This is a genomic window from Methanoregula sp. (assembly GCF_028679125.1).
GTDB lineage: Archaea > Halobacteriota > Methanomicrobia > Methanomicrobiales > Methanospirillaceae > Methanoregula.
Map to the genome: position 1 here is coordinate 1 of NZ_JAJRCG010000004.1, position 26,595 is coordinate 26,595.

Consider the following 26,595-nt stretch of genomic DNA (forward strand, 5'->3'; position numbering starts at 1 on the left):
AAACCAAACCACTAATTCTTGATTGTTAGTTCTCGCGCTGGATCCTCGGGCGTTTCCTTAGCTTGCTGCATCCTCAATTTCTATCCTGTAGCCATAGGTAGGCTGACTTATCCATAGCAGCGTCAAATCCCCGTCAATTTTCAAAAATATTGGTTGAACGGTTTTAGATCGATGCTAATCCGCGCCGGACACCGTAATTTCTGATTTCCGCCATGTATTCCCCCCGGATCGACACCCCCGGAATTATCCGTTATATCCCCCCATCCAATGCTGTATGTCCAAGGGCGCCCGAGGGCAAAAGCAGAAAAAACAAAGAATGGAGGAAAAGCAAATGGCAGACTTCACGCAGAAAACCAATGTGAAAAGTGCGGTCCGCATGCTTGCGGAACCGATAGGAACCGTGGACGCATTCAACACGATCGTCCAGAACGTCATCCTGAACAACCCGTTCGGGTGTGTATCGTATATGAGCGCGGGCGCCAACCATCCGCCCGTAGAGAAGACCAAGGAGTCCTACACGGCACGGTTCGTGTACCAGGACGCCGACGCAAAGACCGTGGGAAAGGGCTCGGAGAGCTACAACACCATCGCGGGCTTCAATGCGGGGATTGCAGCGGTGCTCGCTAACTCCGCCAACATCACGGCGCATGCGGGCACGGTCGTACACAACTCCCCGGCCGATAACTTCTCGGCTACCCTGAAGTGCCACGACGCCAACGGTGAGCTGTACTTCGTCAACGTCTCGCGCCAGCAGGTAACTATCTCCTCGTATGAGGATGACACCATCCGCACGAAGATCGAGACCTGGGCTGACGGGGTTTCAGCCTTAGTCTGAGCAGGGAGGGACTCATGTCACCCTCTCTCACCGACCCGCTCCGCACCTTCTGCTGGGGCGTGCTCCACGCGATCGGCATGTTCGACCCCGCGGAGCAGCTGACGGATGCAGACATGCAGGCCGGGTACCGGACCTGGTTCGGTCTTGGCGAGGTCTTCATGGCCTGCCTCCTTGCAGGGACCATCGCGGTCCCGGCAGGGGTCTGGTTTGCCGGGCGGACAGAACTGTCGCTTGCATTCATCGGTGCAGGTGTCCTGTTCCTGCCGCTCTTCATCTTCCTGCCCCGGCTCGTCCGGTACGCCATGAAGGCGGACACGGACGCGGTGCTGGATGCGTTCGGCAGAAACGAGCAGACAAAGAAGGTCTTCTGAGCCCTCTTCCTTGCGACCGCCGGCCTTGTGCTGGCGCAGGTGCTCGACCCGGTCACGGCGCAGAAGCTGGCGGAGATCCTTGCCGGGCTTGTCCCGTAAGATCGTACGGTAAAGAGAACAAACGGGTAGGAGGATGTTGAGAGTCATCAGACTTGAAGCAGGAGAAGACCATCAGGTCTTCGACCTGTGCTCCTGCCCGACATTTTTTAGGGTTAATTATTGCGTGGCTTCCTTATCGGGTGAAGGAACGGCCCTGTGGGCGGTATACCAGGAGTGCGCCGCAAGCGCAAGGAAACAGATACCGAGAACGGGGAGTCCAATCGTGTAGTGAAGAATCAGGAATAGTAGTCCTTCTCCATCGGACTTCACCAGCTGGCCATCGATATACTGGGGTTGCGCCGGGGGGAGCAATCCCGCAGCCACCAGGTAGGGGGAGAACACAAAGAACGTCAGTACCAGCGCATTCAGCGTTATGGCAAGGGCAATACCGGTCATCACCGGCGCCCACCATCCCGCCCGCCTCTGCGACCAGAAGAAGAGTGCTGCGCAGGGAGGGAGGAGGACGGTTCCATACGCTGACAGGAGTGAGCACACCACCCCCGGGTGATAAATCGGGGGGTTCATATCGTGGATGATAAAGAGGCCCCCGGCAACCGGTGCGCATGCGATAATCGCGTACGCGACAACGAGGGGGACTCCCAGGTGCCACGAGGGATTCTCTCCCCGGGTCCATACGAGAAACACAATCCCACCGCACAACGAGATGAGGGCAAGGAGTGTGGGGCTCCACATCACGGATGATACAGGGATCGTCAGGCTGGAAGGAGCCCCAAGGCCCCGGAGCACGCCATCAACAAAAGGGGCTATGGCTGAAAAGAAAAACAGGAGCGACATCGCCACCAGTGCAAGGGAAACACTCCATGGGGATTTCATCGTATCAGCATGTATCCTGCCGCAATATTATATAATTCGATATGAATTCAGGCACTCGACCCGGTCACGGCGCAAAAGAACTTCGGGTTGATTATGGAGATGGGAGGACAAACCCCATCACCCGTTTTTATGTTCCCCCGCCTGGCGCTGCACTCCCCAGTACCGCCTCTTCTGGCAGGCATGGTATGCGGTACTGGCAGCACGAACAGGGAAAAACCTGAAAATTTTACAAAAATTTACAGAACCTTTTTGTTCTCATGCACCAACCAATCTGTAAATACCTGAAAATTTTACAAAAATTTACAGATATTAGTAGTTCGGGTGTGGGATGAAAAAACCTCAGATGCCGCCGGATTTCGGCAGGGTATGGTCGGATTATCAGGAGAAATATTACGATCTGGCCCAAAGGATGAACCAGAAAAATGAAGACTCAGAAGAAATACGCAAACTGATCCGGAAATACAACGAGCAGGAGTATATCCACTGGGACGATCTCCGGCGGAAGAAAATACCTTTTGATCCCATCGCGTTCTGGTTCGTGATACGCACTATCCGCGGCACGAAGTACCGGGAAATCCGCATTGGCGATGAGAAATTTCCCTTCTATACCCCGGAAAACTTCCAGAAACAGCTCCACCTTCTCGATAAGGCATCTCCCGCATCGTTTGACTGGCTCTTCGGGGAATTCCCGAGCGAGGCGAATAAAAATCAGTACCTCAGCAATTCCTTGATGGAGGAGGCCATCGCGTCAAGCCAGCTCGAAGGAGCGGCGACGACCCGGCCTGATGCAAAGAAGATCCTGCGGGAAGGCAGGAAGCCGAAGAATACCTCCGAACGGATGATCGTCAACAACTACCGGACGATATGCCGCCTCAAGAAGCTGCGGGACAAGCCGTTGTCCCGCGAGCTGATCCTTGAGATCCACCGCGAGATCACCCATGGGACGCTTGATAGCGAGAGTGACGAGACCGATTTCAGGACAACCGATGATATCGTGGTCGGGAGCAAGGCAGATCCAACGAAGATCTATCACTATCCCCCCGAAGTTGCAAAGCTCCCGGCAATGATCGATGATCTCATCGTGTTTGCAAATGAAGACGATGAGTTCATCCACCCGATTGTCAAGGCGATCATCCTTCACTTCCTTATCGGCTACATCCACCCGTTCAATGACGGCAATGGCAGGACCGCCCGGGCGATCTTTTACTGGTTTAGTCTCAAGCACCACTACGATCTGCTGGAATACATCTCGATCTCGCGGATCTTTGTCCATGCCCCAGCCCAGTATGCACGGGCATACCAGCTCACCGAGACCGACAGCAACGATATGACCTATTTCATCGATTTCAATATCCAAATCATCAGCCGGGCGCTGGAAGACCTGAAGAAATACATCATCAACAAAAAGGAGGAAGAAGCAGAATCCCTTCAGCTGGTCGAACAGATCCCCGATCTCTCATTCCGGCAGGCAGAGATCCTCAGGGATTTCATCCGGCATCCGACACGGCACTATGCCATCAGTGAGATTGCCGGTAAGTACAAAGTATCGTTACCCACGGCAAGAACCGATCTCCTCCTGCTTGAGGAGAAAGGAAAGTTGAAGAAATACCAGGACGGGAAACGACAGGTCTTCATGCTCAAACAGGAGATGAGGGGATAATCCATTACTCCTCGTTTATCACCCACGCGTTGATCAACCGGATCCTGCATGTAAAAAGTTCAAAGGATTAAAAAAGATGGCTCGTTAAAACAGACAACTCACTTCTTCTTCTTTGCCTTCGCCCGCTTCACAGGAGCCTTCTTCCGCGCCGGCTTCTTCTTCGCAGCCCCCGCCTTCTCCATCCCCTTCACTTCGCACGGCACGCACTTCTCCAGTTTCTCGTCAAAGATGCGGTATGCGTTCGCGAGCACGGACGAGTTGGATATCATGCCGGATAAGAGAATCACTTCAAGGACCTCATCGCGGGTCGCTCCCATCTTCAGCGCCGCCTGCATGTGGTAGCTGGTGCAGTGCGGGCATTTCAGGGCCGCCCCCACAGCGAGGCTGATCAGCTCCACGTACTTCGGGTCGAGCGGGCTTGTCTGCGCCACGGTCCCCTTGTACAGGAGGTGGGAGATGAGCACCTCCGGGCGTTCCCCCATACGCTTGAAGATGAGCGGCACCTTGCCATACTCGACCTCTATCGCCTTCATCCATTCAGAGGCACTCTCATCCGCGCCCAGTTCCACGATACGGGCCAGCCGCTCCTCGAACTGGTCCTTTGTTGATAGTGCTGAAACTTTCTTTGCCATCATACCACCGTGTTTGTCTCGGAGAACGGGAGGATCTTAACGATGATGTAGTCCCGCATCCTTGAAGGGTTCACCTCAGCGATCTCCCCGAGGGTAATCCCGTCCTCGATCTCCACCTTCCGCACCTTCTCCGCAAACGTGTCGTACGGGAGCTTGACCCGGAGACCGGCCATCTGCACCGTCAGGGGCGTGGGCGAGGTCACGTCAAGGATCTCGGGGATCTTCTCCCGGATCAGGCCCATGAGCCGGGCCGGCGCAACCGAGAGGGGATCCTTTGCAATCGCGTCCCGCTTCTTCTCGAGCACCCGGGTGATCTCCGCGATGATCTCATCCAGCTTCGCCAGTTCGTCGGCCTCTTTTGTCCTCCGCATGAACCGGCCAACGTTCCCCACGTACCCGTCCACCGGCGGGTCGATGATCTTCCTGAGCACGTCCGTGGATGGACCCCCGCAGAGCACGATCGGCACTTCGATGCCGCGCCGGAGCGTGGGCATCTTGTACTCAATGCAGGTCTCGAAATTGCCGAGCAGGTAGACTGCGATATCGTGTTCGTTGATCACGTCCCGCTCCTCGTCGTTCAGGCCCGCGATCCGCTTCCCCGGGCCCCGGGCAAGGCTGACCATGTTGCTCTTCGCACCGAGGCGACGCACGTACTCCGCGATATCGCAGGAGGGGTGGGGCAGGTGGTGGATCTCGAGGCTCATGCTGACGACAGCGATCTCTGTCCCCACGAGCGGGGAGTCGGTCACTTCGCCAAAGAGCGGCCGGGAGATCTCGCGGATCAGCTCGATGTCCTCCCGGGGCACGAAGCACTGGAGCACGACCTCCTGTGCCAGGATGTGCTTCTGGACAATGTAGCCGCCAAGGTCCTCGATGAGGTCCATGACGATGTCGTGCTGGTAGATCCCGCCCTTGTAGGTCACCGGCACGAGCGTCATGGCGGCACCTCGCTCATCAGCGCAAATTTCTCCCTGACGAGCGTGCCGATGTCCTCGGCCAGCGTGTTCTCGCTTGCGACAAAGACGAACTTATCAAGGGTGAATACCTCGCTCCGGAGCCGGAAACCCTCCGGGGCGATGCACCGGAGGGCGTAGATGAGATCCTTGTGGAGCGATTCGCTCGGGTCGGCGACCACGATATCCTCGATCTCCTTCGGTTCAGCGGCAACGCCGTACAGGATCACGGTGAACCGGTCGGGCTGCTCAACCTTCTCCTTGCCAAAGCGCTGCCAGAAGATCTTCAGCATCGGGGCCAGGTAGGTCTCATCCGAGATGACGAGCGTCATCTTGCCCTCCTGCGGGTTGACATTGGCAAAATCGCCGACCCGGACAACGGTCGTGATCCGCTTGAGGACCCCGACGGCAATAAAGACCGGCACTTTCGGATCGATGAAGATGTGGAGTTTGTAGATGACCCTGAGCAGGTTGTGGTCGAGCAGGACATCGTTTGCTATCTGCTTGTAGTACTCCGCGCCCAGCGCCTCGGGGCATTCCACCTCGAAATACTCAACGGCCTGCATCTCAGTGTTCCCTGATGAATCCTGAAGCCAGCAGCGCGGAACCGACCGCTCCGATATACTGCGAGTGGTGCGGTACGACCACCTTTGTCTGCAACAACTCGCCCATGGCGAAGACGAGCCCCTCGATGAGCGACGTGCCCCCGACCATGATGACCGGCTCCTTGATATCCACTTCCTGGAGCTGCTGCTCGAAGACCTGCTCGGCAACGGAATGGCAGGCTGCGGCTGCAACATCCTCCCGGGTGGACCCGGCCGCGAGGGCGTTGACCAGGCTCTGGGTGCCAAAGACGATACAGTAACTGTTCATCGGCACCCTCCCGCCGAACCCTTTCATGGAGAGCGGGCCGAGCTCGGTGATATCGACACCGAGGCGCTTGGCGGTCATCTCCAGGAACCGCCCGCTCGCCCCGGCGCAGATACCGCCCATCGTGAAGACGCCCGGGATCCCGTCCATGACGGAGATCGCCTTGTTGTCCATACCGCCGATATCGATCACGGTCGCGGGCCCGTGCTGCCGGTCCGCGAGATAGACCGCGCCCTTCGAGTTCACGGTCAGCTCTTCCTGGATGAGGTCGGCGTTGATGTCTTTTCCCACGAGGAACCGGCCGTATCCCGTGGTGCCGATTGCCTGGATATCCTTCATCGTCATACCGGCTTCGGCAAGGGCGGTCTCGATCACGGAATGGGCGCTCTTCAGGACTTCCGTTGTCGGAGTCCAGCCGGTCCCGACGATCTTGTTGTCCTTCATGATGATCGCTTTCGTTGTCGCGGAACCGGAGTCGAGACCGAGCGTGATCCCCTGCTGGGTTTCGCGGGCGAGCAGGGCACGCCGGCGGGCGATGGTGGTTAAGGCTTCCATCCGTGTCAGGAGCGTTCCTGAGGTGGTCCGCTCAGTGAAGGAGTAACTGACCACCGGCAGTTTCGAGTTCTCGTGGATATAGCGCCGGAGTTCGTTCCGGACTATCGCTGCCTCTGCACACCGGAAACAGGTGGCAATGAAGACCGCATCGGCTTCGACACGCCCTTCGACAAGGGCCTTTGCCCGTGCAATGGAAAGCTTGAGGTCGGGGCTCCGCACATCGAGACCGAACGCATCGAAGTCGCGCCTGATGTCCTTTAAGGCAATATCCGGGAAGAAGATCTCGCCGTTGACTTCATGCGCTGCGTCATCGATCTCGTGCTGGACCCCTGAATACTCGGCACCGCAGGAGATCTGGGCAATCCGTACTGGTGGCGTCATTTCTCACTCCCGAGTCCGGCAAGGAATCTCTTGATCGCAGCCACGAACTGCACGCCCTCTTCCTCGTTTCTGGGATAGTTCAGGTCGAGTTTGGGGACATCCTTCTGGCGCAGGAGGAACTTGATCAGCTCGTTTGTACGGGCGCAGCCCATGCACCCGAACGCGAAATCGGCATCGTTGATGATGATCGCCGCTTCGCACTCTTCGAGCATCGGGCCGTAGAGCGCCATGCGCCCCCGGACGCCGGACGGGACCTCGACAGCCGCCCACTTCAGCCCTTTCTTGGGCTCCTCGGGGGTGATCTGGAGGGGCGGGGACTCGAGTCCTGCGGTCTGGACGCGTTCACGGATAGCAACCGCCGATGAGAGCGGCGTGTGGCCGTGCCGTGAGACCAGGTCAGAGAGGATCAGGCTCGTTGCGGGATAGATGAATACTTTTGCCATTATCAGGACTCCTGTGCATCGATCAGTTTCTTCAGTATTGCGACATCGAGGACGCTGGTGTCGAGCGGGTCTTTCGGTGCGGGAACCGCTGTCGCGTCGCGTTTCTTGAGCTCTTCGAGCCCGTGGGTGATGTAGGGGATGACGGTCATCTCGAACTCCATACCATGGTACCCGGGCCGTGCCCCGCCAAGGTTAGCCCGGCAGCGCCGCGGGTCGCCCGGCGGGAATCCCCGGTCCTTCACAAAGATATGGTCCGGGTCCATCGTGCGGAGCCCGGTCACAATCCGCTCAACCTCTTCAGGTTTCCCGGTCACTACGAGGCCAAAACAGGTATCCTTGATCATTGCCCCGTTCGAGATCTCGTAACCCCGTATCGCCAGATCGGCCGGCGTGACATCGAACGACTCCACCACGACATACTTCGTGACGGTGCCCACGTGGGTTGGCGTATACGTGGTCATCGTCTCACCTCCCGGATATACACCGTCTCCCGCTCCTTCAGTTTTTTGAGTTTCTCCGTATCGATCACGCGACCGATGATGTTCGTCCCCTCGAACGGTTCCGAGGTCGGGCCGAACTCCCTGTTTGCGGACAGCCTTACCCCGACAAGCCCGGCGCCTTTCCGGGAATCGTTGGTCATGGCGAGCGCATTGGCCGGGGACTCGTCCTTCGGCTGGTTCTCCGGCGTGATCTTGGTGCCGGATGCAATCGCCGGCTTGAAGAGGACCACATCGTCGAACTTGAAGAAGACCGGCATCATGCCGGCATCGTGCTCCGCAAGGCCGGTGAAGCGCCGGAAGACCTCGCAGCTCTGGGGTGCTGCGGTATCATTGAGCTCGATATCGATCACCTTCTCGACCGGCGCCGTTGTCACGGTCACGAGCCGCTCGTGTAAGACATCGAGCGTGGTCCCCGGCTCCTGCGAGACGATGATCCGGTCCCCGCCCTCCTTGTCAGCCTTCAGGGTCACACCGGCCTGTGCGGCGATCTCCTGTGCCCGGGCCAGGGGCCGGCCGAGCAGATCGATCCGCTCCGGCAGGACCTTGACGGAGAGCACATCGTGCTCTTTTGCCAGTTTCACCAGTTCGATCCCGCGGACAACCTGTCCTGCGAGGTTATGGGAGAGGCTGCCCGGGACATCCGTCCGGTAGATGTAGATCCCGCCTGCCGACTTGCCGGTGTTCCGCACAGTAACGGTTCCTTCCCGGCGCGGGCGCCGGTACTCCTTGGGAATGTCATCGGATCCGGCACGGTGCAGGTCGAGCACGTGCGTGGATGCAGCACGTCCGACTGTAAACCTCCCGGACTGGAGTGCAAGGAGCATGTGCTCCACGCTGGCTGCGACTTCCGTTGAGATTTTGTCGGGGGTATACCCATGGGCAACGATCTCGAGACCGGTCACGACCTGCATGCCGTCTTCGAGGACAAAGTCCGGGTCCGTGGTAGTGAACGACCGGCTGGTATCAGCCCAGCTGACCACGGGTTCGATCTTCGTGATCCGGTCGCCGGTCCCAAACCGGTCCAGCATGCCCCGGCCGCTCACGACCGTCCCGAGGATGCCCCCGCTCTCGTCCGCGCCATGATCCGCCGAGTGCCGGGTCTTTGCAAAGATCAGGTAGGAACGTTCCGGTTCGTACCCCCCGCACCCGAGGATCACGTCGCCCCGATCGTACACGTGGGGCTTCCTCACCGGCCGGACCGGTGACGGGAACGGGCCGAATGCCGCGGCATAGCGGTCTCCCCAGTGGAGTGCCAGCGAAGGGAGTATCGTTGGGGATTCGAGAAGACCGGGTTCCTTCCCGCTCATCTCGATCGTGATCTCCCCGGCAGTGGTACTGATCGCAAGGCTTGCCGTCCTGGTCTGCTCCTGCGTTGCGGGGCGGATAATGGCGACAGCACATCCCTGCGGGTGACCTGCCAGGACCGAAGAGAGCCTGCTCCCCTCAGCCAGCTCCAGCCTCTTGTTGTCGAGGTGGATGGTGATCATGGGATACCTCAGGCCTGAGGCTGGCTCATGATCTTCCGTTCTTCCTCGGTCAGGATGGCAAGGACCTCGTCCGTCTTGCCGATCTGGATGATCTTGCCGCCCCGCATCAGGGCGAGCCGGTCGCAGATATCCCGCACGAATTCCATGTCGTGGGAGACCACGATGAAGGTCTCGTCCATCTCCTCGCGGGAGTGCATGATCGAGTGCTTGACATCGATCTTCGTGATGGGGTCCATCGTGCCCGTGGGTTCATCGAGAATGACGATCCGCGGCTCGCGGATGAGCACCTGGGCAAGGGCGACACGGTGGCGTTCCCCTTCCGAGAGCTGGGCCGGCATCCGGTCCAGGATCTCCTTACTCTTATCGTCCGTGAACCCGGCCATCTTCAGGGTCACGAGAGCCTTCCGCATGGCGAGTTCCTTGGGGAATTCGAGGCCGATTGCGTCGGTCAGGTTGTCGAGCACGGTCCGGTGGGGGAAGAGGTCGTACTCCTGGTGGAGGAGCCCGATATACCCGGTGGCCCGGCCCCGCTGGTCGATGCCGGGCTTGGTCATGTCAACCCACTCATCGCCGATACGGACATTGATCTCGCCACTCGTAGGTTCGATGAGGCCGGCCATGATCCCCGAGAGCGTGGTCTTGCCGGCCCCGCTCTTCCCGATGATCCCGAAGATCTCCTTTGCCGAGACGTCGAAGGTGACACCGTTGACGGCCTTGACAACCCCGCGGTCCACGGAGATGTAGCGCTTGACAAGATCGCGGGCAACAACAATATGGTCCCCGAGCTCGGCCTCTTCGAATTCCTCGGTATCATCGCAGCCCTTCATGAACTCTGCGATCACGTCTTTGGGCGCTCCCATCTTTGCGATGTTGCCATCGACAAGCAGCATGGCCCTGTTGGCGATGTCCTCGATCACCTGCGAGAAATGGGAGGTGACCACGATGCCCATGTTGTTGGTCTTGGCAGCTTCGATGAGCATTGCGTGCACGACTTTTGCGGTTCCCGGGTCGAGGGTTCCGGTCGGCTCATCGGCAAACAGGGTAAAAGGCTCTTTTGCCAGCTGACGGGCAAGGACGACCCGCTGCTTCTCTCCTCCCGAGAGGTCGCGGGCAATATGCATCATCCGGTGGGAGAGTTTCACCTGGTCGATGAGATCTGCCGCCCGGTTGATCGACTTTTCCTGCGGGTAGTTGATATCGTCGAGTGCGTGGAGGACATTCTCGATCACCCGATCGTCCCCGTACAGCGCAAAGGTACGCTGGAACATGATCGCGGTCCGGCGCATCAGGCGCCGCCGGATCTCGTCATCCTTCTCGTTCCAGAGGTCCACGTCCATTGCAGAGAGCACTGCACCGCAGTGAGGGCAGGTCTTCCCTGCGGAACTGCCCACGTCCATATAATCGCACGTGCCACAGGCAGCAACATGGTAGATGATCCGCCCGCTGGTCGGCGGCTGTTCGACTCCCCGGATGAGGTGCATGAGAACCGTCTTACCGGCCCCGCTCCTGCCGATAATCCCGAGGATCTCACCCTCGCCTATCTCAAAGGAGATATTCTTGAGCACCCTCTTGCCGTCAAAATCCATGCAGAGGTTGTCGACTGTGATCAATGGAGCTTTCATATGTACCCTTGTAATCTAATGTGGAACAGGTCGCATATTACCTTTTATATGATACATCACTGTCGTCACGATCGCAAATTTTCCCGGAGCCGTTCCTTGTTTTGAGCAGGTCCTGCACGATCGCGGTCACTTCGCTCACATTTTTTACCACATGATCCGCTTCCTTGTACAGTTCCACGGGCCGGTCGCCCGGCTGCTGGAGGGTGAGGATCGCGATATCGGCATTCCGCAGTGCCGCAAGGTCGTTGATCCCGTCCCCTACCATCAGCACCCGGTCGTACTCCTGCCGGAGATCGTGGATGATCTGCGCCTTGACGGTGGGTGTTGCCACCCCGTACACCCGGTCGCGGGGGATGCCGAAATGATCGGCCATCCGCTCGAGCTTGGTTACCCGGTCTCCTGAGGCGATGAAGGTGGGGACACCCATCCGGTGGAGGGCCGTGATGGTCTCCTTTGCTCCTTCGAACGGCCATCCCCCTGCCGAGAGGGTGAACTCGACTGCCTTGTGCGCCATGTTGATGATCGCTCCGCTGTTGAGGGTGACCATCTGCTCCTGCCTGCAGACCGACCAGACGTTCCGGATACATTCCTGGAGATCGCCAGCACGTGCCCGCTTGTCCGTGTAGAGCACGTCCCCGATATCCTCGGCGGTGACGATCTTCCGGGTGCAGCTGACGCCAAACCCGATGTTCTGCTGGATCAGGTACTCCGACAGGAGCATGTCCGGGGAGACGGCCATGAGGTCCTGGGAATGGAAGGGAAGGACGATCAGCACGCGGTCCGGGGAGCTGAAGGTGAGGGTGGTGGTCTCGATACCGGGAAAGAGCCTGCCATGGCAGATATCCTTTGCAACCCGGTAGGTATTCAGGAGTGTTCCGGCACTGTCAAAAACTACGGCAACCGACATGAGAGACCCTGCAATAACTCTTTGTATTACGCTTTACATTGGATCAATGAAGCTGATGTTCGTTACTGAAACCGCAGAGAAGATAAAGAGCATGGAGATCCGGGGTGCCGGCCGGATTGCCCGGGCGGCGGCAGAAGCCCTCCGCGATCATGCCCTGTCCGTAAAGGTAAAGGACCCTGCCGCATTCCGGCAGGAGATGGAACGGGCAGCTGCCGAGCTTGTCGCAACCCGCCCGACCGCGGTCTCGCTCCCGAATGCTGTCCACTTCGTCATGGCAGGTCTCACTGCGGCAAAGACCGTGGATGAGGCACGGGCCGGTGTTGTCCGTCGCGCCGGGCAGTTCATCATGTCCTCGCAGCACGCGGTGGAGAAGATCGCGGAGTTCGGCGCCCGCCATATCCGGGATGGCGACGTAATCCTCACGCACTGCAACTCCGAGGTGGCGCTCGGGTGCATGATCGAGGCTCACCGGCAGGGCAAGGAGATCGAGGTCTTTGCAACGGAAGTGCGGCCCCGGAACCAGGGTCATATCACGATCCGGACCCTGAACGATGCCGGTATCAAGACAAACTTCATCGTTGATTCCGCGGTCCGTTCGTTCATCCACGATGTGGACCTCGTGATTGTCGGGGCGGATGCGGTGACGGTCAACGGGTCCGTGGTGAACAAGATCGGGACCTCGCAGGTGGCCCACACGGCTGCCGAAGCCCGCGTGAACATGATCGTTGCCGCCGAGACCTACAAGTTTGCGCCCCGGACCGTGGTCGGGGAACTGATCCGGATCGAGGAGCGCCCGTCAAGCGAAGTTCTGGCTGACGAGATCGCCCGGACGCTCCCCCATGTCACCGTCCGCAACCCGGCGTTCGATGTGACTCCCGCGGAATATATCGATCTCATTGTCACGGAGCAGGGTGCGATCCCGCCGCAGATGGCATACGTTATCATCCGGGAGTACCTGGGCTGGGATATCGGCGAGTTCCACACGGCGTTTGACCTGAACTCCGGTCATGAGGACTGACAGGACTCACGAGTAACCGCCACCCTGTTCCGATGCCTTTATGAAACGGCAGGACTCCTGAGCTGTACGCAACAGGATCACGCCACAAATGGCGATTAAAAACCCGAGGGATCTTCATGGAGATACATTTCAGTAAGATGCATGGCAATGGCAATGACTTCATCATGATCGATGAATGGGAACACCCGGTCATCCCTGATGAGATGAAAGCACAGTTCGCCGCACTCTACTGCGACCGGCGCTTCGGCATCGGGGCAGATGGTGTCATCTACCTCATGAAGTCAAAGAAAAGCAGCATCCGGATGCGTATCCTCCAGCCGGATGAGAGCGAGGCAGAGATGTGCGGCAACGGCATCCGCTGCATTGCCAAATTCGCCCATGATGCCGGGTATGTCAAAGATACCTGCACCGTTGAGACCCTTGCCGGCGAGATCGGGGTTACCATGGGATACCGGGAGGATACGTTTACCGCATCTATTACGATGACCCGGCCGCAGTATGACCGGAAGGAGATCCCGGCAACCGGGAACGGCGATTACAAGGAGACCATCGAAGGTTTCGAGGTCCATGCCGTGAATACGGGCGTACCCCATGCGGTGATCGTTGTTGATTCCGTGGATGCCATTGATATTGAGACCATTGCACCGAAGATCCGCCACCACACGTCCTTCCCGAAAGGGGCGAACGTGAACTTTGTCGAGAAGACCGGCAAGAACAGTATCCGGATCCGGACCTTCGAACGGGGTGTGGAAGGAGAGACCCTGTCGTGTGGCACCGGGGCAACCGCATCTGCCGCCATCGTGCACCGGCTCGGGTTGACCGGGAACATCGTGGATGTCGAGACCCGCGGCGGTCCCCTTACCATCACGTTGAAGGATGGGGATGCGATCATGGAAGGCCCGGCAACAACGGTTTTCACCGGGATCATCCCGGTTTAATCCGTTTTTCCGTTTCCCGTCCCTTCAGCATCCGGTTGTGGGGTATCTGCTCTCCTGCGGGTGATGTCACGGGAGACACTTAAAAATTCCTTTACCTGTCCGTTTTCGTCACGGACTATCCGGGTTGTTGATTCGAACCAGATGTAATGCCCGTCCTTGTGCCGGAACCGGAATGTGGATCGTGAGGTATCCTTCCCGCTGTCGCGGATCTCTGCAATATCCTTTATCACACCGGGCAGGTCATCCGGGTGCACCATATCCAGCACGGGCCTGCCCAGCACCTCCTTCTCCGTGTACCCCAGCAGCCGGGTAACGGACGGGGACGCGTAGGTACAGACGCAGTCCGGCGTCTGGCGGTTGATGATATCCACGGAGTGTTCGGCAATGAACTGGTTATTCCGCTCGTTCTGCCGTTGCTCCTGTTCTGCGGCAACACGCCTGGTGATGTCACGGGATACCCCAAGCACCGAGGTAACCTGTCCTTCAGCGTCAGGAAGGGGTACCAACGCATGATCGAACCACCGGATCTCGCCTCCGGCCGTTATCGGGCTCTCACTCCGTACCGGCAGGCCGGTCTCAAAGATATGCAGAAGTACCTCCCTCTGGCGGGTGGAGATCTCCGAAGGAAAGAGGGCACTCCTGTCCTGTCCGATGACAGATTCTGGCGATTTCCGGAGGAATTCTGCGGCCTGGTGGTTGACATAACGCACCCGGTCCTCCCGGTCAATAACGTAGATCAGGTCCTGAGAGGCCTCCGAGAGGGAGCGGTACCGGGTCTCGCTCTCGCGCAGTGCCTCATCGATCCGCTTCCGTTCGGTAATGTCACGGACCACTGCAAGCGCCATGGGTTCCCCGTGGAAGTTGAAGAGATGGGAACTGATCTCGACGGGAATCCTCCGGCCATCCCGGGTCATGTGGACCATCTCAAAGGTCGCACGCCCGTTCGCCCTGAGGTTCTTGGTGTTCCGGGCCATGAACACGGAGGACTCCGGGGCAATGATATCCCTGGGTGACTTGGTGAGGAGTTCTTCCCGGGTATACTTCAGCTGGCGGCACGCGACATCGTTCACTTCCAGGTATGTTCCGGGAAGCCCGTCCGGGCCGAAACCATGGAGCGTGATCATATCGTCGGCAATATTGAAGAGCGTCCGGAACTTCTCCTCGCTTGCCTGCAGTGCCGCCTCCGCCCGTTTGCGCTCAGTGATGTCCAGTGCCGTGAAGGTGAGTCCGGCCCCCGGATCTGTGCTGTCAAGGGGAGTAGCACTCAGGTGGATATCGATCACGGTGCCGTCTTTCTTCTGCCACCGGACTTCAAGAGAACTGGATCCCGTTCTCGCGATCTCCCCGTACAACAGGTTCCCGACGCGATCGTGTTCTTCATCGGAGGGGAAAACCTTCCGGGTCGGGTACCCGATCAGTTCGGCCGCCTCGTACCCGGTCATCCGGCAGACCTGGTCGTTTGCTTCGAGTATCATGCGGTTGCTGATGAGGCCGATCCCGATGGGCGCAACACGGATGATGCTGCGCAGCCGCGCCTCGCTCTCCCTGAGCCGTGCCCTGCTGTGCTTTTTGTTGGTGATATCATCGAAAAGAACCGAAACCCCTTTCTGGCCGTTATTGAAGACCGTGGGGACAATGCGGTAGAAAAAGAAGATGGTCTGCGATGGTACTTCAAGTTCTCCCCGGGATTCCGTACCGGTAAGACCCTCGTGGAGCCATGCGAGGAGTGTCTGGAACGTCTCATCAAAGAACAGGGGAATCGGGGAGAACTCAATGTTCTTGCCGATGATCTCGTGCTCCCCTTTCTTCAGCAGGTCCAAAAAAGGCTGGTTGATAAAGACAATGCGGAGGCTCGCGTCCAGCTGCATCACCAGCTCGGACGAGATGGACAGGACGGAGGAGACCGGCAGCCGCTGGGACATGGTGTAGATCTTCGCCATCCCGAAATGACGCATCTCCACCTGGCCTGAGACGAGCAGGTTGTCCAGGTACCGCCCGACCGTGTTCCGGTTGAGGCTCCCGAGCTGGACAATCTCGGTTATGCTCAGTCCCTGGGGGTTCTGCTCCAGCAGATCTGTGATCCGGGTAGTGATCTCCCTCCGTAATGCCATGGGTATGGGGACTCTTCTTTTTATATATATAAAATTATTGCAGGGTCCGGCATATGGGTGCAAACGGATCCGGGTCTGTTCCTGGTTACGAAGGGCGGCTGCTGATGCCGTCACCGGTAATCTCGTACTCGAATGAAGCCCCTTCCGGCCGTGAGCGGTGCTTGACCAGACGGGCCCGCCGTATGCCGGGCGCATCCGTCTTCTCCAGCCGGACGATCACCTTGGAGAGGTGCTCAAGGGCGGTCCCTCCGAGTCCTGCATAGGTGTTCTTGGTGGTATCGATGTACACCTGGTTGGTGATAATAATAGGGATTTCGTATCGCTTGGCATAGCCAAGGAGATGGAGCATCTGCCGGGTGAGCGCCTGCATGGCATCCCGGCCTTTCTCCAGGTCGGTGCGGTACAGGGCGGTTGCCGAGTCCATGACAAGGAGGCCGGTCTTGTGCGCCTTGAGTACCTTCTCTGCCTCAAGGATCATCGATCCCTGGTGCTCGAAGTCGATCGGCTCGAAGAGGAAGAGCCGGTCCGCGATCTTCTCGGTATCCTCCCCGGCGATCTGCCGGAACCGCTCTATGGAGAATCCCTCGGAATCGATATACACCACGGAGAGACCGGCCCGCAGGCAGGCGACTGCCGCGATCGTGCAGAGCGTGCTCTTGCCGCTTGCCGGTTCCCCGAAGAACTGGGTAACCGTCCGCGCTTCAAGGCCGCCACCAAGGAGGGTGTCGAGTGCTGCATTACCGCTGGATAACTTGTCGGTTTTCATACCGTGTCATCCTCCCGCACCTGTTCGGAATATCTCCCTCTCATTCACTGAACTGTTTGGCCTTGTGAGTTATTATCCCATCGAACAGGGTGGTGCGATCCTGTTCTGCGGGGATTTGCCTTACCGGAAGAATCCATGCGTAAGGTTTCCTGGTGCGCAGGCCACCTCTGCTATCGCCGCCATTGTAAAAAGCAGCACGGGAACGGATAAGAAACCCTATGTCTGACCACAGACCAAAATACTCTCCATCACACGGAACGATTCCCATGAATGTGCCAACCGGGGCAGCAGTCCCGTACCGGAACAGGTTATCCCCCGGTCATTTCCCGGGGGATACCGTACCTGGAACCCGGTGCAGGAATAAGCACAACCGGCAGCAACGCTCCCGGTATGTTTTTGCCGCCTTTGTTTTATGTATCGCAATCCTCCTCTCGTCTCCCGTCACGGCCCGTCAGGCTGCGGGAGATTTGCCTGATGGGCTTGAGGGGAATCCGGGCAATACAGCCGGCCCGGCTTCCGCTGCCTATTCCCTCCCCTCTATTGTGCCCAATGAGACCCCGGGAGAATTGTCCCGGCAGTTCACCTTCCCGTTCCAGAAAACAACTATCACCATTGCAGTCAGGGCAAACGCGTCGATCTATTACGGGGCAAAAAACGGAGACAAATTCTCCATTGTCCCTGAGAACGTACTGCCGGAATCTGCTGCTCCCGGGTATTACCGTGCATTCATCGAGGATCCCCGTCAGGATGGAGTGTACACGGATCTCCTCCACAGCTTCCAATCAGTCCGGCAGGAACACCAGTATACTGATGATGAGTACCTGGAATTGCTCACGGTATTTGTCCAGAGCCTTCCCTATGACAACTCTTCCGGAGCCCGTCTTGACACCCCGGCACGGTTCCCCGTAGAAACACTCGTTGATGGTACCGGCGATTGCGATGACAAGAGCCTGCTGCTTGCGGGATTACTGGAGCGGGAAGGGTATGATACGGCGCTCCTCCTCTTTATCCCGGAGCACCACATGGCAGTGGGTGTAAGGGATGATGGTGCCCGGTACGGGGATACGGGGTACCTGTATGTTGAAACAACCGGTGTATCGCTCATTGGTGAGGCCCCCGCGAACCTGTCCCAGTCCATAAAATACGTTCCTCCCGGTGCGTCCCCGGGAGCAACACCCCTTACCAGTGTCCCGGTAGTTATACGGGCAGGGACGGGCACAACGGCCTATACATCTGCTGGTGAAACAGCATTCATTGCAGAACAGAAGAGAGCTGTTGATGCAAGAATTCTTCTCCTCCGGAGCCAGCTCGATACCTTCTCCGGGGATAACCCCCTGCATTACCGGGCTCTCATGGCAGACTATTACCTGTATACTGGTATCCATAACACCCTGGTAAAAAACCAGCGCGACCGGGCAGGTGAATATCAGTATCTCAAAAAAATTGCCCCATGGTACCTGTGCCCGGGTTCCGGGGATACCCTTGGTACCGGGTTGATGGCAGTACCGGATTTCAGCGTAACCGGTTCTGATACCTGCAAAGACGGTTTCCCGTTACCCATCAGCAGATCCGGCTGCTGCAGAAAGGACGGTATGACTGCCCTCCCCCGTGGGTGACATCCCGGAAATACTCCCGTCATCACCGGTGCGCTGCAGGAATGCCGTCATCTCTTCCGAGATGGCATACCGGGAAAACCTCCCGTCCCTGCTGACATCCACTACACCATCCGCGGCAAGCCGTTTCATGTGCCAGGTGACGGTCGGACCGGATACGCCGAGAACCTGCCCGAGTTCCTCTCTTGAAAGGCCGGGAGTTGCGGCCAGGGCCCGGATGATCTTATTGCCGGTACCTGAACGGAGGCAGTTGAACATCTTCTGTTCGCACAGGCTGTAGGTACCGGAATTTTCAAAACACCTCACTCCCCCATGGTTTTTTACCAGGACAATTTTTCCAAAAGCTCGCAGCAGGGCCAGGTGGTATGCCAGAGCCCCGCGCGAGAGGCCGGCTGCTTCTGCCAGCTCCCCGGGACTTATGCCGGGTCTCTCCCGGATACAGCAGTAGAGTGTATTCCTGACGGAATTTCCCAGAATATTTCCCCGTACTATCCTCCTGAATCCGAGAACCGAGAGGAGTTTTATCGTGAATACGATCTCGACCGGGGCCAGCAGGAGGGGAGAGATGGCAAGGGCAATGACTATCACCATCTCACGGAGCGTAAGATCCCAGAACGTGATTGGGACGATGTCCGGTACTGCAATGCCGGTTGCCCCAAATGCAGGTTCAACCGTATATTGCTCCGGGAATGCGGTCGCCGGTACTGCCGTCATCGCCAGCAGGACAATGAATAATACGGCAGAAGAGAGCGCCCGCATCATAGCAGCTTTATATTTCTGTGTTCATTCATCATCCTTGTGGTTGTCCGTCGCTGTCCGGATCCATGACAGGTTTTCGAGACTTCCCGTGGCGATATTCTTGTTACTGTGGATAAGGAACTTCCAGGTCCCCGGCGTTACCTGATCCGGGTTACTGATCTTCAGATCGATCCTCCCGTCAACGATACCATCTGATTCATCGTAAAATGGGCCGAGGGTCCGATCCGGTGCAATGACCGTCACTGATATGGGATCGGTAATATCACCGCTGTAGAGCGAGACGATGATATACCTGGTACCCGCAGTCACATTTTTTGAGAACAGGGCGCTGTTGTTGCCGGTCATCGTCCCGGTATGTCCGGTAAGGTGACCCATGACCGCAATCTGCCCGGAACCGTTCAGGGTTTTCTCGCCGGCCAGTGACGGGCTGTACGGCTCGCGGGGTATGTTCCCCGGCAGTGCGAGCGCAAGTACCAGTATCGCCCCGGCACAGAGCAGCATCCCGATCCAAAGGCCCCTCATGATAACAACTGTTCGCGTGAATCATATCAGGATTCCTTTTTTGTCCCGCCCGGTTCTGACGACATGTAGAGTGTTTGCTCATAAATCGTTTACATACGCGGCCCGATTTTCCTGATGTAAACGCACCGTCTCATGGCGCGTGCATCCTGTAATAACGGTGAAACCATGATCCAGAAAAACCACTTCCTGATATTTTCAGGCTTTCTCGCAGGGCTCATCCTTGCATTTGCAGCGATGACCCTGTTTTTGCCAGCGTATGCGGGAACCCCAGGTTCCGCCCCGGCATTCCAGCCTCGTGTGCAGCAGAATGTGACCGTCGGATCCGGTGATCTGCCTCAGTTTTCTTCGACTGATGATGCCCGGGCATTTCTTCAGGCTCACACGGATGGCGGGGATCTGCCCGTTCTCTTAACTGAAGGGACTGGATCGGCAGCTGCCCTCATAAACGGCACCCGGACCTGGCGATTCGATGTCGATACCTCGACGTTCAAACCGGACGAGTATATCATCACGGCCAGTGCCATCCTGCAGGATGCGACCGGCTCGGCCCTCTTCAATGTCCTTGATCCATCGCAGGGAAGGATCACAACGCAGTTCCAGCAGCAGGCTCCATTACCGGCCACGAACGGATCTTTCATTACCATCAACCCGGTCGGCGATCATTACATTGGAGACAAATTCACGATCACCGGGCGGACGAACCTTGCTGCCGGTGACGAGATCCTCGTTCAGGTCTATTCCTCGTCCTTCAGACCCACCCAGAAGAGCCAGAGCGGGGAATTTTCCGGGGCAACCGGGACCGTCAGGACATCGGCCTCAGCCCAGCCGGTGACGGCCGCAACGCAGGCCCCGCTGTCCGAGTCCGGCAGGAAATATTCCACCACCAATGTCCAGGTAAAGGATGTTGATGAAGCGGATATCGTCAAGACAGACGGGACTTATATTTATCTCGTCACAGGCAATCGTCTCCATATCCTCAAAGGGTATCCGGCCCAGGAGGCAGGCATCATCTCGACCCTGCAGTTCTCCGGGTCTCCCCAGTCGCTGTATCTTGACGGGGACCGGCTCGTACTCATCACTTCCACACAGCGATCGTATGATTTCAGCCGCTGCCAGCCCGGCGCATGCAGCGGTACGATCCCGATAGCCCAAAAGACCCAGGTGTTCGTGTATTCGGTGAAGGACCCGGTGCACCCCGTTCTCGTGCGCGAGATGGAGCTGGATGGCGTATACAAGGATACCCGCATGATCGGGTCCATGCTCTACTTCGTGACAGAAGATTATCTCGACCTGTATGCCAGCGATGTTGTCTTCCCTGAGGTGTACGACAGCAGCCACGGGTCATTTGTTCCGTCGGTGTATTACTTTGACCGGAACGACCGGAGCTTCTCCTTAACCACCATCGGTGCGGTCGATATACAGGCGACCGGGCCGGTGAAAGCCAGGACCTTCCTCATCGGGTCGGCGGGCACGGTCTACGTCTCCCCCGATACCCTGTTCATCGCGGTCCCCGGGGCCGGCAACGGGCAGGCGATCCAGTCCACCGAGCTGTATGCCTTTTCACTGGACGATGGCGAGCTGACCTATTCTGCCCGGGGCACCGTGGACGGGACGCTGCTGAACCAGTTCTCAATGGACGAGTACGGGGGCAACCTGCGGGTGGCAACGACCGTCCAGGATTACCAGCACAACGGCTATTCCAGCAGGGTCACGATCCTCGATGGCCGGCTGGAGGTCATCGGATCGGTGGGGGACCTGGCTTCTGGCGAGCAGATCTATGCAGCACGGTTCATGGGGGACCGCCTCTACCTCGTAACGTTCCGGGAAACCGATCCGCTGTTCGTCATCGATCTCACATATCCTAAAAACCCGAAGGTCCTTGGCGAACTGCATATCCCCGGGTTCTCCCGGTACCTGCATCCCTATGACGCAACGCACCTGATTGGCGTCGGGAAGGAGTCCACCTGGGGCGGGCTGAAGATTGCGCTCTTCGATGTCACCGACGTGCACAACCCTCGCCTGGTCGATGAAGAAAAACTTGGCGGATACGGCAGCGACTCCGAAGTGCTCCGGGATCACAAGGCCTTCCTGTTTGACCGTGAGAAGGATCTCCTCGTCCTCCCCGTCCGGATTACAGAGGACAATCCTTCCAACCGTGGTGTGAGCCAGATCTGGGGCGGTGCATATGTGTTCGGTGTGAACCCGGACCGGGGATTCACCGAAAAAGGGACGGTAGTGCACTACCGTAATTCGGGCAACCCGAACGATGTGAAACGCTCATTCTACATCGAGAATGTGCTCTATACCCTGGCACCGGATAAACTTGTGATGAGCGATCTTGCCAATGGTACGCAGCTGATCGGGGAGGTCCGGCTCGGGTAATTGCGATTGTGAAGAACCTACGAGCTCCTTTTTTCCAGCACGTAACAGACCGTCCCCTCTTCAGCACCGGTTCCTCCAGGTAGCCGATCAGCCCGGGAAAACCCGCTCTTTTCAAGAACCCGGATGGAGGCTCCTGAATCCGGGTAGGTTGTGGCGATAATCCGGCTGATGCCGGGAAGGGTGAAGATTTCCGGGATGAGAGCCCGGACGGCTTCGGTTGCATACCCATTGTTCTGGAATTCATCCAGCACCGAGTAGCCGAGCACGACGCTATCGTGGTCATTTTCGGCCCCGAGGATTCCGCCGTTGCCTACGAGCACCCGGCCTTCTCCGCCCGGCTCGTTGCGTACCCAGTACCATGTGGAGAAGACCGATCCTCCGGTATCAGAACACATCCGGATAAACTCGCGGATGACATCCTTATCCATGAGCGGCGGCGGCCATGCATTTGGAATGGCTGCATGGAGGAGCCGGGCCAGCTGCCCCCAGTCATTCAGGTCTGCTTCCAGGATCTCCCGGGTTGCCGGGATGAGTTCGAGCCGTTCGGTGCAGAGGGGAGATGTCATGATCCGGGGCTGTCTGTCACAAAAAAGGTTAGTTCTTTTTGTCAGGGGGCTGCCACCGTTTCTTCCGTGCCTGCTCCCACGCGTGCTCTTCTGCGATCCGGAGCACCTCGCGGACCGGCATTTCGATCTCTGCCGCGAAGTCCCGGGCCGGGTCAAACTCCGCCTTGAGCGTGTATACCGAGCCGTGCATCCACCCGAGTTTCACCGGCAGTTTCCGGCTCTTCCCGGTAATCCTGACCTCAATCTCTTCGATGGTCCGGTCCGCGATGAACCGGTGGACTGCCGGGATACACCGGATGCCCAGCGTTCCCAGTTCCTGTGCCATCAGTTCGGCGATCTGCACGCTTGTTGCCGGCAGGCAGATCACCCGTATCAGGTATCCCGGCCGCCCTTTCTTCATAACGATTGGAGTGGCACTCGCATCCCGGGCACCGGCCTCCATGAACCTTGTTATCGCGTTGGCGATCACCTCGCCGCTCACATCGTCCACGTTCGTCTCGAGGATATCAACGGTGTCTTTTGGCAGCTCTCCGGGTGCCACGGCAACGCCGGTCGTCTCCACGACCATGGCCCGGAGCACGTTGGGCGAGTGGGAGGGGTCGCGGGTACCGGCCCCGTACCCGATTGTCTTGATCGTGTATGCCGGCAGTCCTTCTTCACCAATGGCCTGTGCAGCGAACTCGGCAAGGAGTGCGGCCCCGGTCGGGGTGCAGAGTTCCCCGGCATGGATGCCGGAGATGGTGACAAGGCTGGTGTGCCGGAGGATTGCTGCTGTTGCGGGTGCCGGGATCGGGAAGGTGCCATGCGAACCGGTGCCGGTACCGTGGCCGAGCGTGACCGGCAGGATCCGGATACCGTCGACGCCCAGCGTATGGAGGGCGGTACAGGCCCCGATGATATCCGCGATGGCGTCGTCAGCCCCGACCTCGTGGAAATGCACGTGGGTTCCGTGCACCTCCTCCTCGGCAGCATTAATCCGCTCAAAGACCCTCCGTGCCATCGCGAGCGCGGGTTCCGGCACGTGGGGCGCGGCTTCTGCAATCCGCCCCAGCACCTCGGAGAGGGTCCGGTGGACCGGCAGGGCTTTCGTATCGATCCTGAGGGCCTGTATACCGGCGCGGGTCACGCGGGTGATCGACGGCTCCGCTACCACCGCTTTCATCGCCTCCACGACGACATCCCTGTCCGCTCCGCAATCCAGCAGAGCCCCCGTGATCATGTCGCCCGCTGCCCCGTGGAAGGGGTCGAGTATGAGGAATCGCATTATCAGTACCTATAAATCCCTGCGTATATGACTTTTAAGGTAATGCCAGAAGTGCAATTAAGGGTGGATTCCGCGTACCCCGGCGACCAGGGTGGCGGCAAGGCCCGGCTGGATCCCGAGACGATGCTCGCGCTCAAGATCTCGCCCGGCGATCTGGTCGCGATCGAAGGGAAGCGCCGTACCGTTGCCAAGGTCTGGCGGGCACTGGTCGAGGACTGGAACCAGAAGAAGATCCGGATCGACAACTTCACCCGGATCAATGCCGGTGTCAGCATCGGCGACACGGTCAAGGTTGCGAAGATCACGGACGAGATCGAGGCAAAACGCATTGTTCTCGCACCCCCGGAGGACCTCCCGAAGAAGATCCCGATCGCCAACAACCCGCACGTTGTCAACGGTCTCATCGATTTCCCGATAGCAAAGAACGACACCGTCCCGGTCATGCTCGGCCTGCCGTTCATCCAGCCGCAGATCATCGGCTTCAAGGTGGTCGAGGTCGAACCCGAGGAAGCCGTCATCATCACCAAGAACACGTCTATCGAGTTCTCGGACAAGCCGGCCGCGGGTTTTGAGGGAATCAAGCGGTTCAGCTACGAGGATATCGGCGGCTTAAAGGACGAGCTCCAGCGCCTCCGCGAGACGATCGAGCTCCCGCTCCGGCACCCGGAGCTCTTCCAGAAACTGGGAATCGAGCCACCCAAGGGTGTGCTCCTCTACGGCCCGCCCGGCACGGGAAAGACCCTGATTGCAAAGGCGGTGGCAAGCGAGAGCGGGGCACACTTCATCTCGATTGCAGGGCCCGAAGTGATCTCGAAGTATTATGGTGAGAGCGAGCAGCGCCTGCGTGAAGTCTTCGAGGAGGCCCGCGAGAACGCCCCCTCGATCATCTTCATTGACGAGCTCGACTCCATTGCGCCCCGGCGCGAGGAAGTGACCGGGGAGGTGGAGCGCCGGGTCGTTGCCCAGCTCCTGACCATGATGGATGGCCTCGAGGAACGCGGGCAGGTTGTCGTGATCGGTGCTACGAACCGGGTCGACGCGATCGACGCCGCACTCCGCAGGCCCGGCCGGTTCGACCGGGAGATCGAGATCGGTGTCCCGAGCGAGCCCGATCGGATCGAGATCATGAAGATCCATACCCGGGGTATGCCCCTCTCAGAGGATGTCAGCCTGGATGTGCTCGCCCAGCAGACCCACGGGTTTGTCGGGGCTGATCTTGCGGCCCTTGCACGCGAGGCGGCTATCCGGGCCCTCCGGCGCTACCTCCCGGACCTGGACCTCGATGCCGAGGAGATCCCGGCGGAAGTGCTGGACAACCTCAAGGTCTATGGCAGCGATTTCCGCAGCGCCCAGCGCGATGTTGGCCCGAGCGCCATGCGCGAAGTGATGCTCGAGGTCTCCCACGTGAAGTGGCAGAATGTCGGTGGTCTCGAATCTGCCAAGACCGAGGTGCGGGAAGCGATCGAGCTCCCGCTCACCAACCGGCAGAAGTTCGAGGACCTGGGTATCGAGCCCCCGCGGGGAATCCTCCTCTACGGTCCGCCCGGAACGGGCAAGACCCTGATCGCAAAAGCGGTGGCAAGCGAGAGCGGCGCCAACTTCATCCCGGTCCGGGGACCCCAGCTCCTCTCCAAGTGGGTGGGCGAGAGCGAGCGTGCTGTCCGCGAGGTCTTCAAGAAGGCCCGGCAGGTCTCCCCCTCGATCATCTTCTTCGATGAGATCGATGCACTGGCCCCTGCCCGGGGCACGAGCAGCGACTCGCACGTGATCGACAATGTGCTCAACCAGATCCTCACCGAGATGGATGGCCTTGAGGAACTCAAGGACGTCGTGGTCATGGGTGCCACCAATCGCCCGGACATCGTTGATCCGGCACTCCTGCGTGCGGGACGGTTCGACCGCCTCGTCTATATCGGCGAACCCGGCCCGGAGGATCGCAAGAAGATCATCGGCATCCACACCCGGTTCATGCCGTTTGAAGGCTCTACGGTTGAAGAGATCGTGAAGCTGACCGAGCGGTTCAGCGAGGACGCACTTGGGGAACTCATCGAGAATCTCGGAAAGGACAAGATCATCACGGTTGAGGATGTGAAAGCGGTCATCACACCGGCAAAGGACGACAGCACCGGGCTCCCCACCGGCATGAGGCGGAGACGGTTCCTGGAACTGCTGGGCGAGAAGAACCTCACCCTTTCCGACCCGGCCCGCGAGCGTCTTGCAGGAGACCTTGCCGGCATCACCGAAGGCTTCGTTGGATCGGATCTTGAATCACTCTGCCGGGAGGCCGGCATGCTGGCTCTCCGGGACAACGCGACGACCGTCGCAAAGAAGCACTTCGAAGAGGCCCAGAAGAAGGTCCACCCGACGATGAACGACAACCTCCGGCAATACTATGGCAAGATCCAGCAGCATTTCAAGGGTGGGCTGCCGAAGTCGGTCCAGCCACCGGAATACCAGTAACCCATTCCTATTTTTCGCGGGAATAATCGTTTTCTTTGCGAAATTTC

At 58.6% G+C, this 26,595-nt stretch carries 24 protein-coding genes; 8 read left to right on the top strand and 16 right to left on the bottom strand.

Annotated elements, in window-relative coordinates; genetic code table 11:
• Positions 1-331: 331 nt before the first annotated feature.
• Complete coding sequence (locus LUQ43_RS03965) at positions 332-835, top strand: hypothetical protein (protein ID WP_299964064.1); 504 nt, start codon at positions 332-334, stop codon at positions 833-835.
• A 14-nt stretch (positions 836-849) separates the two neighbouring features.
• The gene (locus tag LUQ43_RS03970) at positions 850-1,206 is read left to right on the top strand and encodes a hypothetical protein (RefSeq protein WP_299964066.1); all 357 of its coding nucleotides are present in this window, start codon (positions 850-852) and stop codon (positions 1,204-1,206) included.
• A 216-nt stretch (positions 1,207-1,422) separates the two neighbouring features.
• On the opposite strand, the gene LUQ43_RS03975 is transcribed toward LUQ43_RS03970, so the two are convergent.
• Positions 1,423-2,139 carry a hypothetical protein gene (locus tag LUQ43_RS03975; protein ID WP_299964068.1) on the bottom strand — a complete coding sequence of 239 codons (717 nt, stop codon included), beginning with the start codon at positions 2,137-2,139 and terminating at the stop codon, positions 1,423-1,425.
• A gap of 328 nt (positions 2,140-2,467) precedes the next feature.
• On the opposite strand from LUQ43_RS03975, the gene LUQ43_RS03980 reads away from it, so the two are divergent.
• Positions 2,468-3,799: a Fic family protein gene (locus LUQ43_RS03980; RefSeq protein WP_299964070.1), complete on the top strand. Its 1,332-nt coding sequence runs from the start codon at positions 2,468-2,470 to the stop codon at positions 3,797-3,799.
• A gap of 98 nt (positions 3,800-3,897) precedes the next feature.
• Here LUQ43_RS03980 and LUQ43_RS03985 read toward each other — a convergent pair whose 3' ends face one another.
• From LUQ43_RS03985 to LUQ43_RS04025, 9 genes are read right to left on the bottom strand one after another with little or no spacing between them, the layout of a single operon-like run.
• The gene (locus LUQ43_RS03985; RefSeq protein WP_299964072.1) at positions 3,898-4,431 is read right to left on the bottom strand and encodes a carboxymuconolactone decarboxylase family protein; all 534 of its coding nucleotides are present in this window, start codon (positions 4,429-4,431) and stop codon (positions 3,898-3,900) included.
• On the bottom strand, positions 4,431-5,369 hold the full coding sequence (locus LUQ43_RS03990; RefSeq protein ID WP_299964074.1) for a methanogenesis marker 7 protein: 939 nt from the start codon (positions 5,367-5,369) through the stop codon (positions 4,431-4,433). The genes LUQ43_RS03985 and LUQ43_RS03990 overlap by 1 nt, the downstream gene beginning before the upstream one ends.
• Entirely contained in the window at positions 5,366-5,950 is a 585-nt protein-coding gene (locus tag LUQ43_RS03995; protein WP_299964076.1) for a methanogenesis marker 17 protein, read from the bottom strand. The genes LUQ43_RS03990 and LUQ43_RS03995 overlap by 4 nt, the downstream gene beginning before the upstream one ends.
• Position 5,951: 1 nt before the next feature.
• A complete protein-coding gene (locus LUQ43_RS04000; protein WP_299964078.1) occupies positions 5,952-7,190 on the bottom strand; it encodes a methanogenesis marker 15 protein in 1,239 nt (412 codons plus the stop codon).
• Complete coding sequence (locus LUQ43_RS04005) at positions 7,187-7,633, bottom strand: methanogenesis marker 5 protein (RefSeq protein ID WP_299964080.1); 447 nt, start codon at positions 7,631-7,633, stop codon at positions 7,187-7,189. Before LUQ43_RS04005 ends, LUQ43_RS04000 begins: the two co-directional genes overlap by 4 nt.
• 2 nt (positions 7,634-7,635) lie before the next feature.
• On the bottom strand, positions 7,636-8,094 hold the full coding sequence (locus LUQ43_RS04010) for a methanogenesis marker 6 protein (protein WP_299964082.1): 459 nt from the start codon (positions 8,092-8,094) through the stop codon (positions 7,636-7,638).
• Positions 8,091-9,620, bottom strand: a complete 1,530-nt coding sequence (locus LUQ43_RS04015; RefSeq protein ID WP_299964084.1) for a methanogenesis marker 3 protein — start codon at positions 9,618-9,620, stop codon at positions 8,091-8,093. Before LUQ43_RS04015 ends, LUQ43_RS04010 begins: the two co-directional genes overlap by 4 nt.
• An 8-nt stretch (positions 9,621-9,628) precedes the next feature.
• Positions 9,629-11,242 (bottom strand): methyl coenzyme M reductase system, component A2, encoded by a 1,614-nt coding sequence (atwA, locus tag LUQ43_RS04020; RefSeq protein ID WP_299964086.1) that lies wholly within the window; start codon positions 11,240-11,242, stop codon positions 9,629-9,631.
• A 37-nt stretch (positions 11,243-11,279) separates the two neighbouring features.
• The gene (locus LUQ43_RS04025) at positions 11,280-12,149 is read right to left on the bottom strand and encodes an HAD family hydrolase (protein WP_299964093.1); all 870 of its coding nucleotides are present in this window, start codon (positions 12,147-12,149) and stop codon (positions 11,280-11,282) included.
• Between the two features lie 55 nt (positions 12,150-12,204).
• Here LUQ43_RS04025 and LUQ43_RS04030 point away from each other — a divergent pair, with 55 nt between their 5' ends.
• Both LUQ43_RS04030 and dapF read left to right on the top strand, forming a co-directional pair.
• The gene (locus tag LUQ43_RS04030; protein ID WP_299964138.1) at positions 12,205-13,167 is read left to right on the top strand and encodes a ribose 1,5-bisphosphate isomerase; all 963 of its coding nucleotides are present in this window, start codon (positions 12,205-12,207) and stop codon (positions 13,165-13,167) included.
• Positions 13,168-13,283: 116 nt separating this feature from the next.
• Entirely contained in the window at positions 13,284-14,105 is an 822-nt protein-coding gene (gene dapF / locus LUQ43_RS04035; protein ID WP_299964139.1) for a diaminopimelate epimerase, read from the top strand.
• Here dapF and LUQ43_RS04040 read toward each other — a convergent pair.
• Entirely contained in the window at positions 14,102-16,216 is a 2,115-nt protein-coding gene (locus LUQ43_RS04040; RefSeq protein ID WP_299964140.1) for a PAS domain S-box protein, read from the bottom strand. The genes dapF and LUQ43_RS04040 overlap by 4 nt on opposite strands.
• Positions 16,217-16,301: 85 nt before the next feature.
• Entirely contained in the window at positions 16,302-16,982 is a 681-nt protein-coding gene (gene radB / locus LUQ43_RS04045; RefSeq protein ID WP_299964141.1) for a DNA repair and recombination protein RadB, read from the bottom strand.
• Positions 16,983-17,248: 266 nt separating this feature from the next.
• Between radB and LUQ43_RS04050 the strand changes: the two genes are divergently transcribed.
• A complete protein-coding gene (locus tag LUQ43_RS04050; RefSeq protein ID WP_299964143.1) occupies positions 17,249-18,598 on the top strand; it encodes a hypothetical protein in 1,350 nt (449 codons plus the stop codon).
• Here the strand turns inward: LUQ43_RS04050 and LUQ43_RS04055 are convergent.
• Complete coding sequence (locus LUQ43_RS04055; RefSeq protein WP_299964145.1) at positions 18,536-19,357, bottom strand: winged helix-turn-helix transcriptional regulator; 822 nt, start codon at positions 19,355-19,357, stop codon at positions 18,536-18,538. The two genes, LUQ43_RS04050 and LUQ43_RS04055, sit on opposite strands and share 63 nt — an antisense overlap.
• A 21-nt stretch (positions 19,358-19,378) precedes the next feature.
• Positions 19,379-19,876, bottom strand: coding sequence for a hypothetical protein (locus tag LUQ43_RS04060; RefSeq protein WP_299964147.1), 498 nt, complete (start codon positions 19,874-19,876; stop codon positions 19,379-19,381).
• A 165-nt stretch (positions 19,877-20,041) separates the two neighbouring features.
• Between LUQ43_RS04060 and LUQ43_RS04065 the strand changes: the two genes are divergently transcribed.
• Positions 20,042-22,258 (top strand): beta-propeller domain-containing protein, encoded by a 2,217-nt coding sequence (locus LUQ43_RS04065; protein WP_299964149.1) that lies wholly within the window; start codon positions 20,042-20,044, stop codon positions 22,256-22,258.
• A 17-nt stretch (positions 22,259-22,275) separates the two neighbouring features.
• Here the strand turns inward: LUQ43_RS04065 and LUQ43_RS04070 are convergent, their stop codons facing one another.
• Positions 22,276-22,824, bottom strand: coding sequence for a GNAT family N-acetyltransferase (locus LUQ43_RS04070; RefSeq protein WP_299964151.1), 549 nt, complete (start codon positions 22,822-22,824; stop codon positions 22,276-22,278).
• 28 nt (positions 22,825-22,852) lie between these two features.
• Positions 22,853-24,088 carry a nickel pincer cofactor biosynthesis protein LarC gene (gene larC, locus LUQ43_RS04075; RefSeq protein WP_299964154.1) on the bottom strand — a complete coding sequence of 412 codons (1,236 nt, stop codon included), beginning with the start codon at positions 24,086-24,088 and terminating at the stop codon, positions 22,853-22,855.
• A 42-nt stretch (positions 24,089-24,130) separates the two neighbouring features.
• On the opposite strand from larC, the gene LUQ43_RS04080 reads away from it, so the two are divergent.
• Positions 24,131-26,548: a CDC48 family AAA ATPase gene (locus tag LUQ43_RS04080; protein WP_299964156.1), complete on the top strand. Its 2,418-nt coding sequence runs from the start codon at positions 24,131-24,133 to the stop codon at positions 26,546-26,548.
• The last annotated feature ends 47 nt before the right edge of the window (positions 26,549-26,595 follow it).

Excerpts from the sequence above, each read along its gene's own strand:
- LUQ43_RS04010 (WP_299964082.1), bottom strand. The coding sequence starts at position 8,094 with ATGACCACGTATACGCCAACCCACGTGGGCACCGTCACGAAGTATGTC.
- LUQ43_RS04060 (WP_299964147.1), bottom strand. The coding sequence starts at position 19,876 with ATGAGGGGCCTTTGGATCGGGATGCTGCTCTGTGCCGGGGCGATACTG.
- LUQ43_RS04080 (WP_299964156.1), top strand. The coding sequence starts at position 24,131 with ATGCCAGAAGTGCAATTAAGGGTGGATTCCGCGTACCCCGGCGACCAG.
- LUQ43_RS04015 (WP_299964084.1), bottom strand. The coding sequence starts at position 9,620 with ATGATCACCATCCACCTCGACAACAAGAGGCTGGAGCTGGCTGAGGGG.
- atwA (WP_299964086.1), bottom strand. The coding sequence starts at position 11,242 with ATGAAAGCTCCATTGATCACAGTCGACAACCTCTGCATGGATTTTGAC.
- LUQ43_RS04055 (WP_299964145.1), bottom strand. The coding sequence starts at position 19,357 with ATGATGCGGGCGCTCTCTTCTGCCGTATTATTCATTGTCCTGCTGGCG.
- LUQ43_RS04000 (WP_299964078.1), bottom strand. The coding sequence starts at position 7,190 with ATGACGCCACCAGTACGGATTGCCCAGATCTCCTGCGGTGCCGAGTAT.
- LUQ43_RS03970 (WP_299964066.1), top strand. The coding sequence starts at position 850 with ATGTCACCCTCTCTCACCGACCCGCTCCGCACCTTCTGCTGGGGCGTG.
- LUQ43_RS04030 (WP_299964138.1), top strand. The coding sequence starts at position 12,205 with ATGTTCGTTACTGAAACCGCAGAGAAGATAAAGAGCATGGAGATCCGG.
- LUQ43_RS04005 (WP_299964080.1), bottom strand. The coding sequence starts at position 7,633 with ATGGCAAAAGTATTCATCTATCCCGCAACGAGCCTGATCCTCTCTGAC.
- LUQ43_RS04070 (WP_299964151.1), bottom strand. The coding sequence starts at position 22,824 with ATGACATCTCCCCTCTGCACCGAACGGCTCGAACTCATCCCGGCAACC.
- LUQ43_RS03995 (WP_299964076.1), bottom strand. The coding sequence starts at position 5,950 with ATGCAGGCCGTTGAGTATTTCGAGGTGGAATGCCCCGAGGCGCTGGGC.
- larC (WP_299964154.1), bottom strand. The coding sequence starts at position 24,088 with ATGCGATTCCTCATACTCGACCCCTTCCACGGGGCAGCGGGCGACATG.
- radB (WP_299964141.1), bottom strand. The coding sequence starts at position 16,982 with ATGAAAACCGACAAGTTATCCAGCGGTAATGCAGCACTCGACACCCTC.
- LUQ43_RS04050 (WP_299964143.1), top strand. The coding sequence starts at position 17,249 with ATGAATGTGCCAACCGGGGCAGCAGTCCCGTACCGGAACAGGTTATCC.
- LUQ43_RS04065 (WP_299964149.1), top strand. The coding sequence starts at position 20,042 with ATGATCCAGAAAAACCACTTCCTGATATTTTCAGGCTTTCTCGCAGGG.
- LUQ43_RS04025 (WP_299964093.1), bottom strand. The coding sequence starts at position 12,149 with ATGTCGGTTGCCGTAGTTTTTGACAGTGCCGGAACACTCCTGAATACC.
- LUQ43_RS03975 (WP_299964068.1), bottom strand. The coding sequence starts at position 2,139 with ATGAAATCCCCATGGAGTGTTTCCCTTGCACTGGTGGCGATGTCGCTC.
- LUQ43_RS03990 (WP_299964074.1), bottom strand. The coding sequence starts at position 5,369 with ATGACGCTCGTGCCGGTGACCTACAAGGGCGGGATCTACCAGCACGAC.
- LUQ43_RS03980 (WP_299964070.1), top strand. The coding sequence starts at position 2,468 with ATGAAAAAACCTCAGATGCCGCCGGATTTCGGCAGGGTATGGTCGGAT.
- LUQ43_RS03965 (WP_299964064.1), top strand. The coding sequence starts at position 332 with ATGGCAGACTTCACGCAGAAAACCAATGTGAAAAGTGCGGTCCGCATG.
- LUQ43_RS04040 (WP_299964140.1), bottom strand. The coding sequence starts at position 16,216 with ATGGCATTACGGAGGGAGATCACTACCCGGATCACAGATCTGCTGGAG.
- dapF (WP_299964139.1), top strand. The coding sequence starts at position 13,284 with ATGGAGATACATTTCAGTAAGATGCATGGCAATGGCAATGACTTCATC.
- LUQ43_RS03985 (WP_299964072.1), bottom strand. The coding sequence starts at position 4,431 with ATGGCAAAGAAAGTTTCAGCACTATCAACAAAGGACCAGTTCGAGGAG.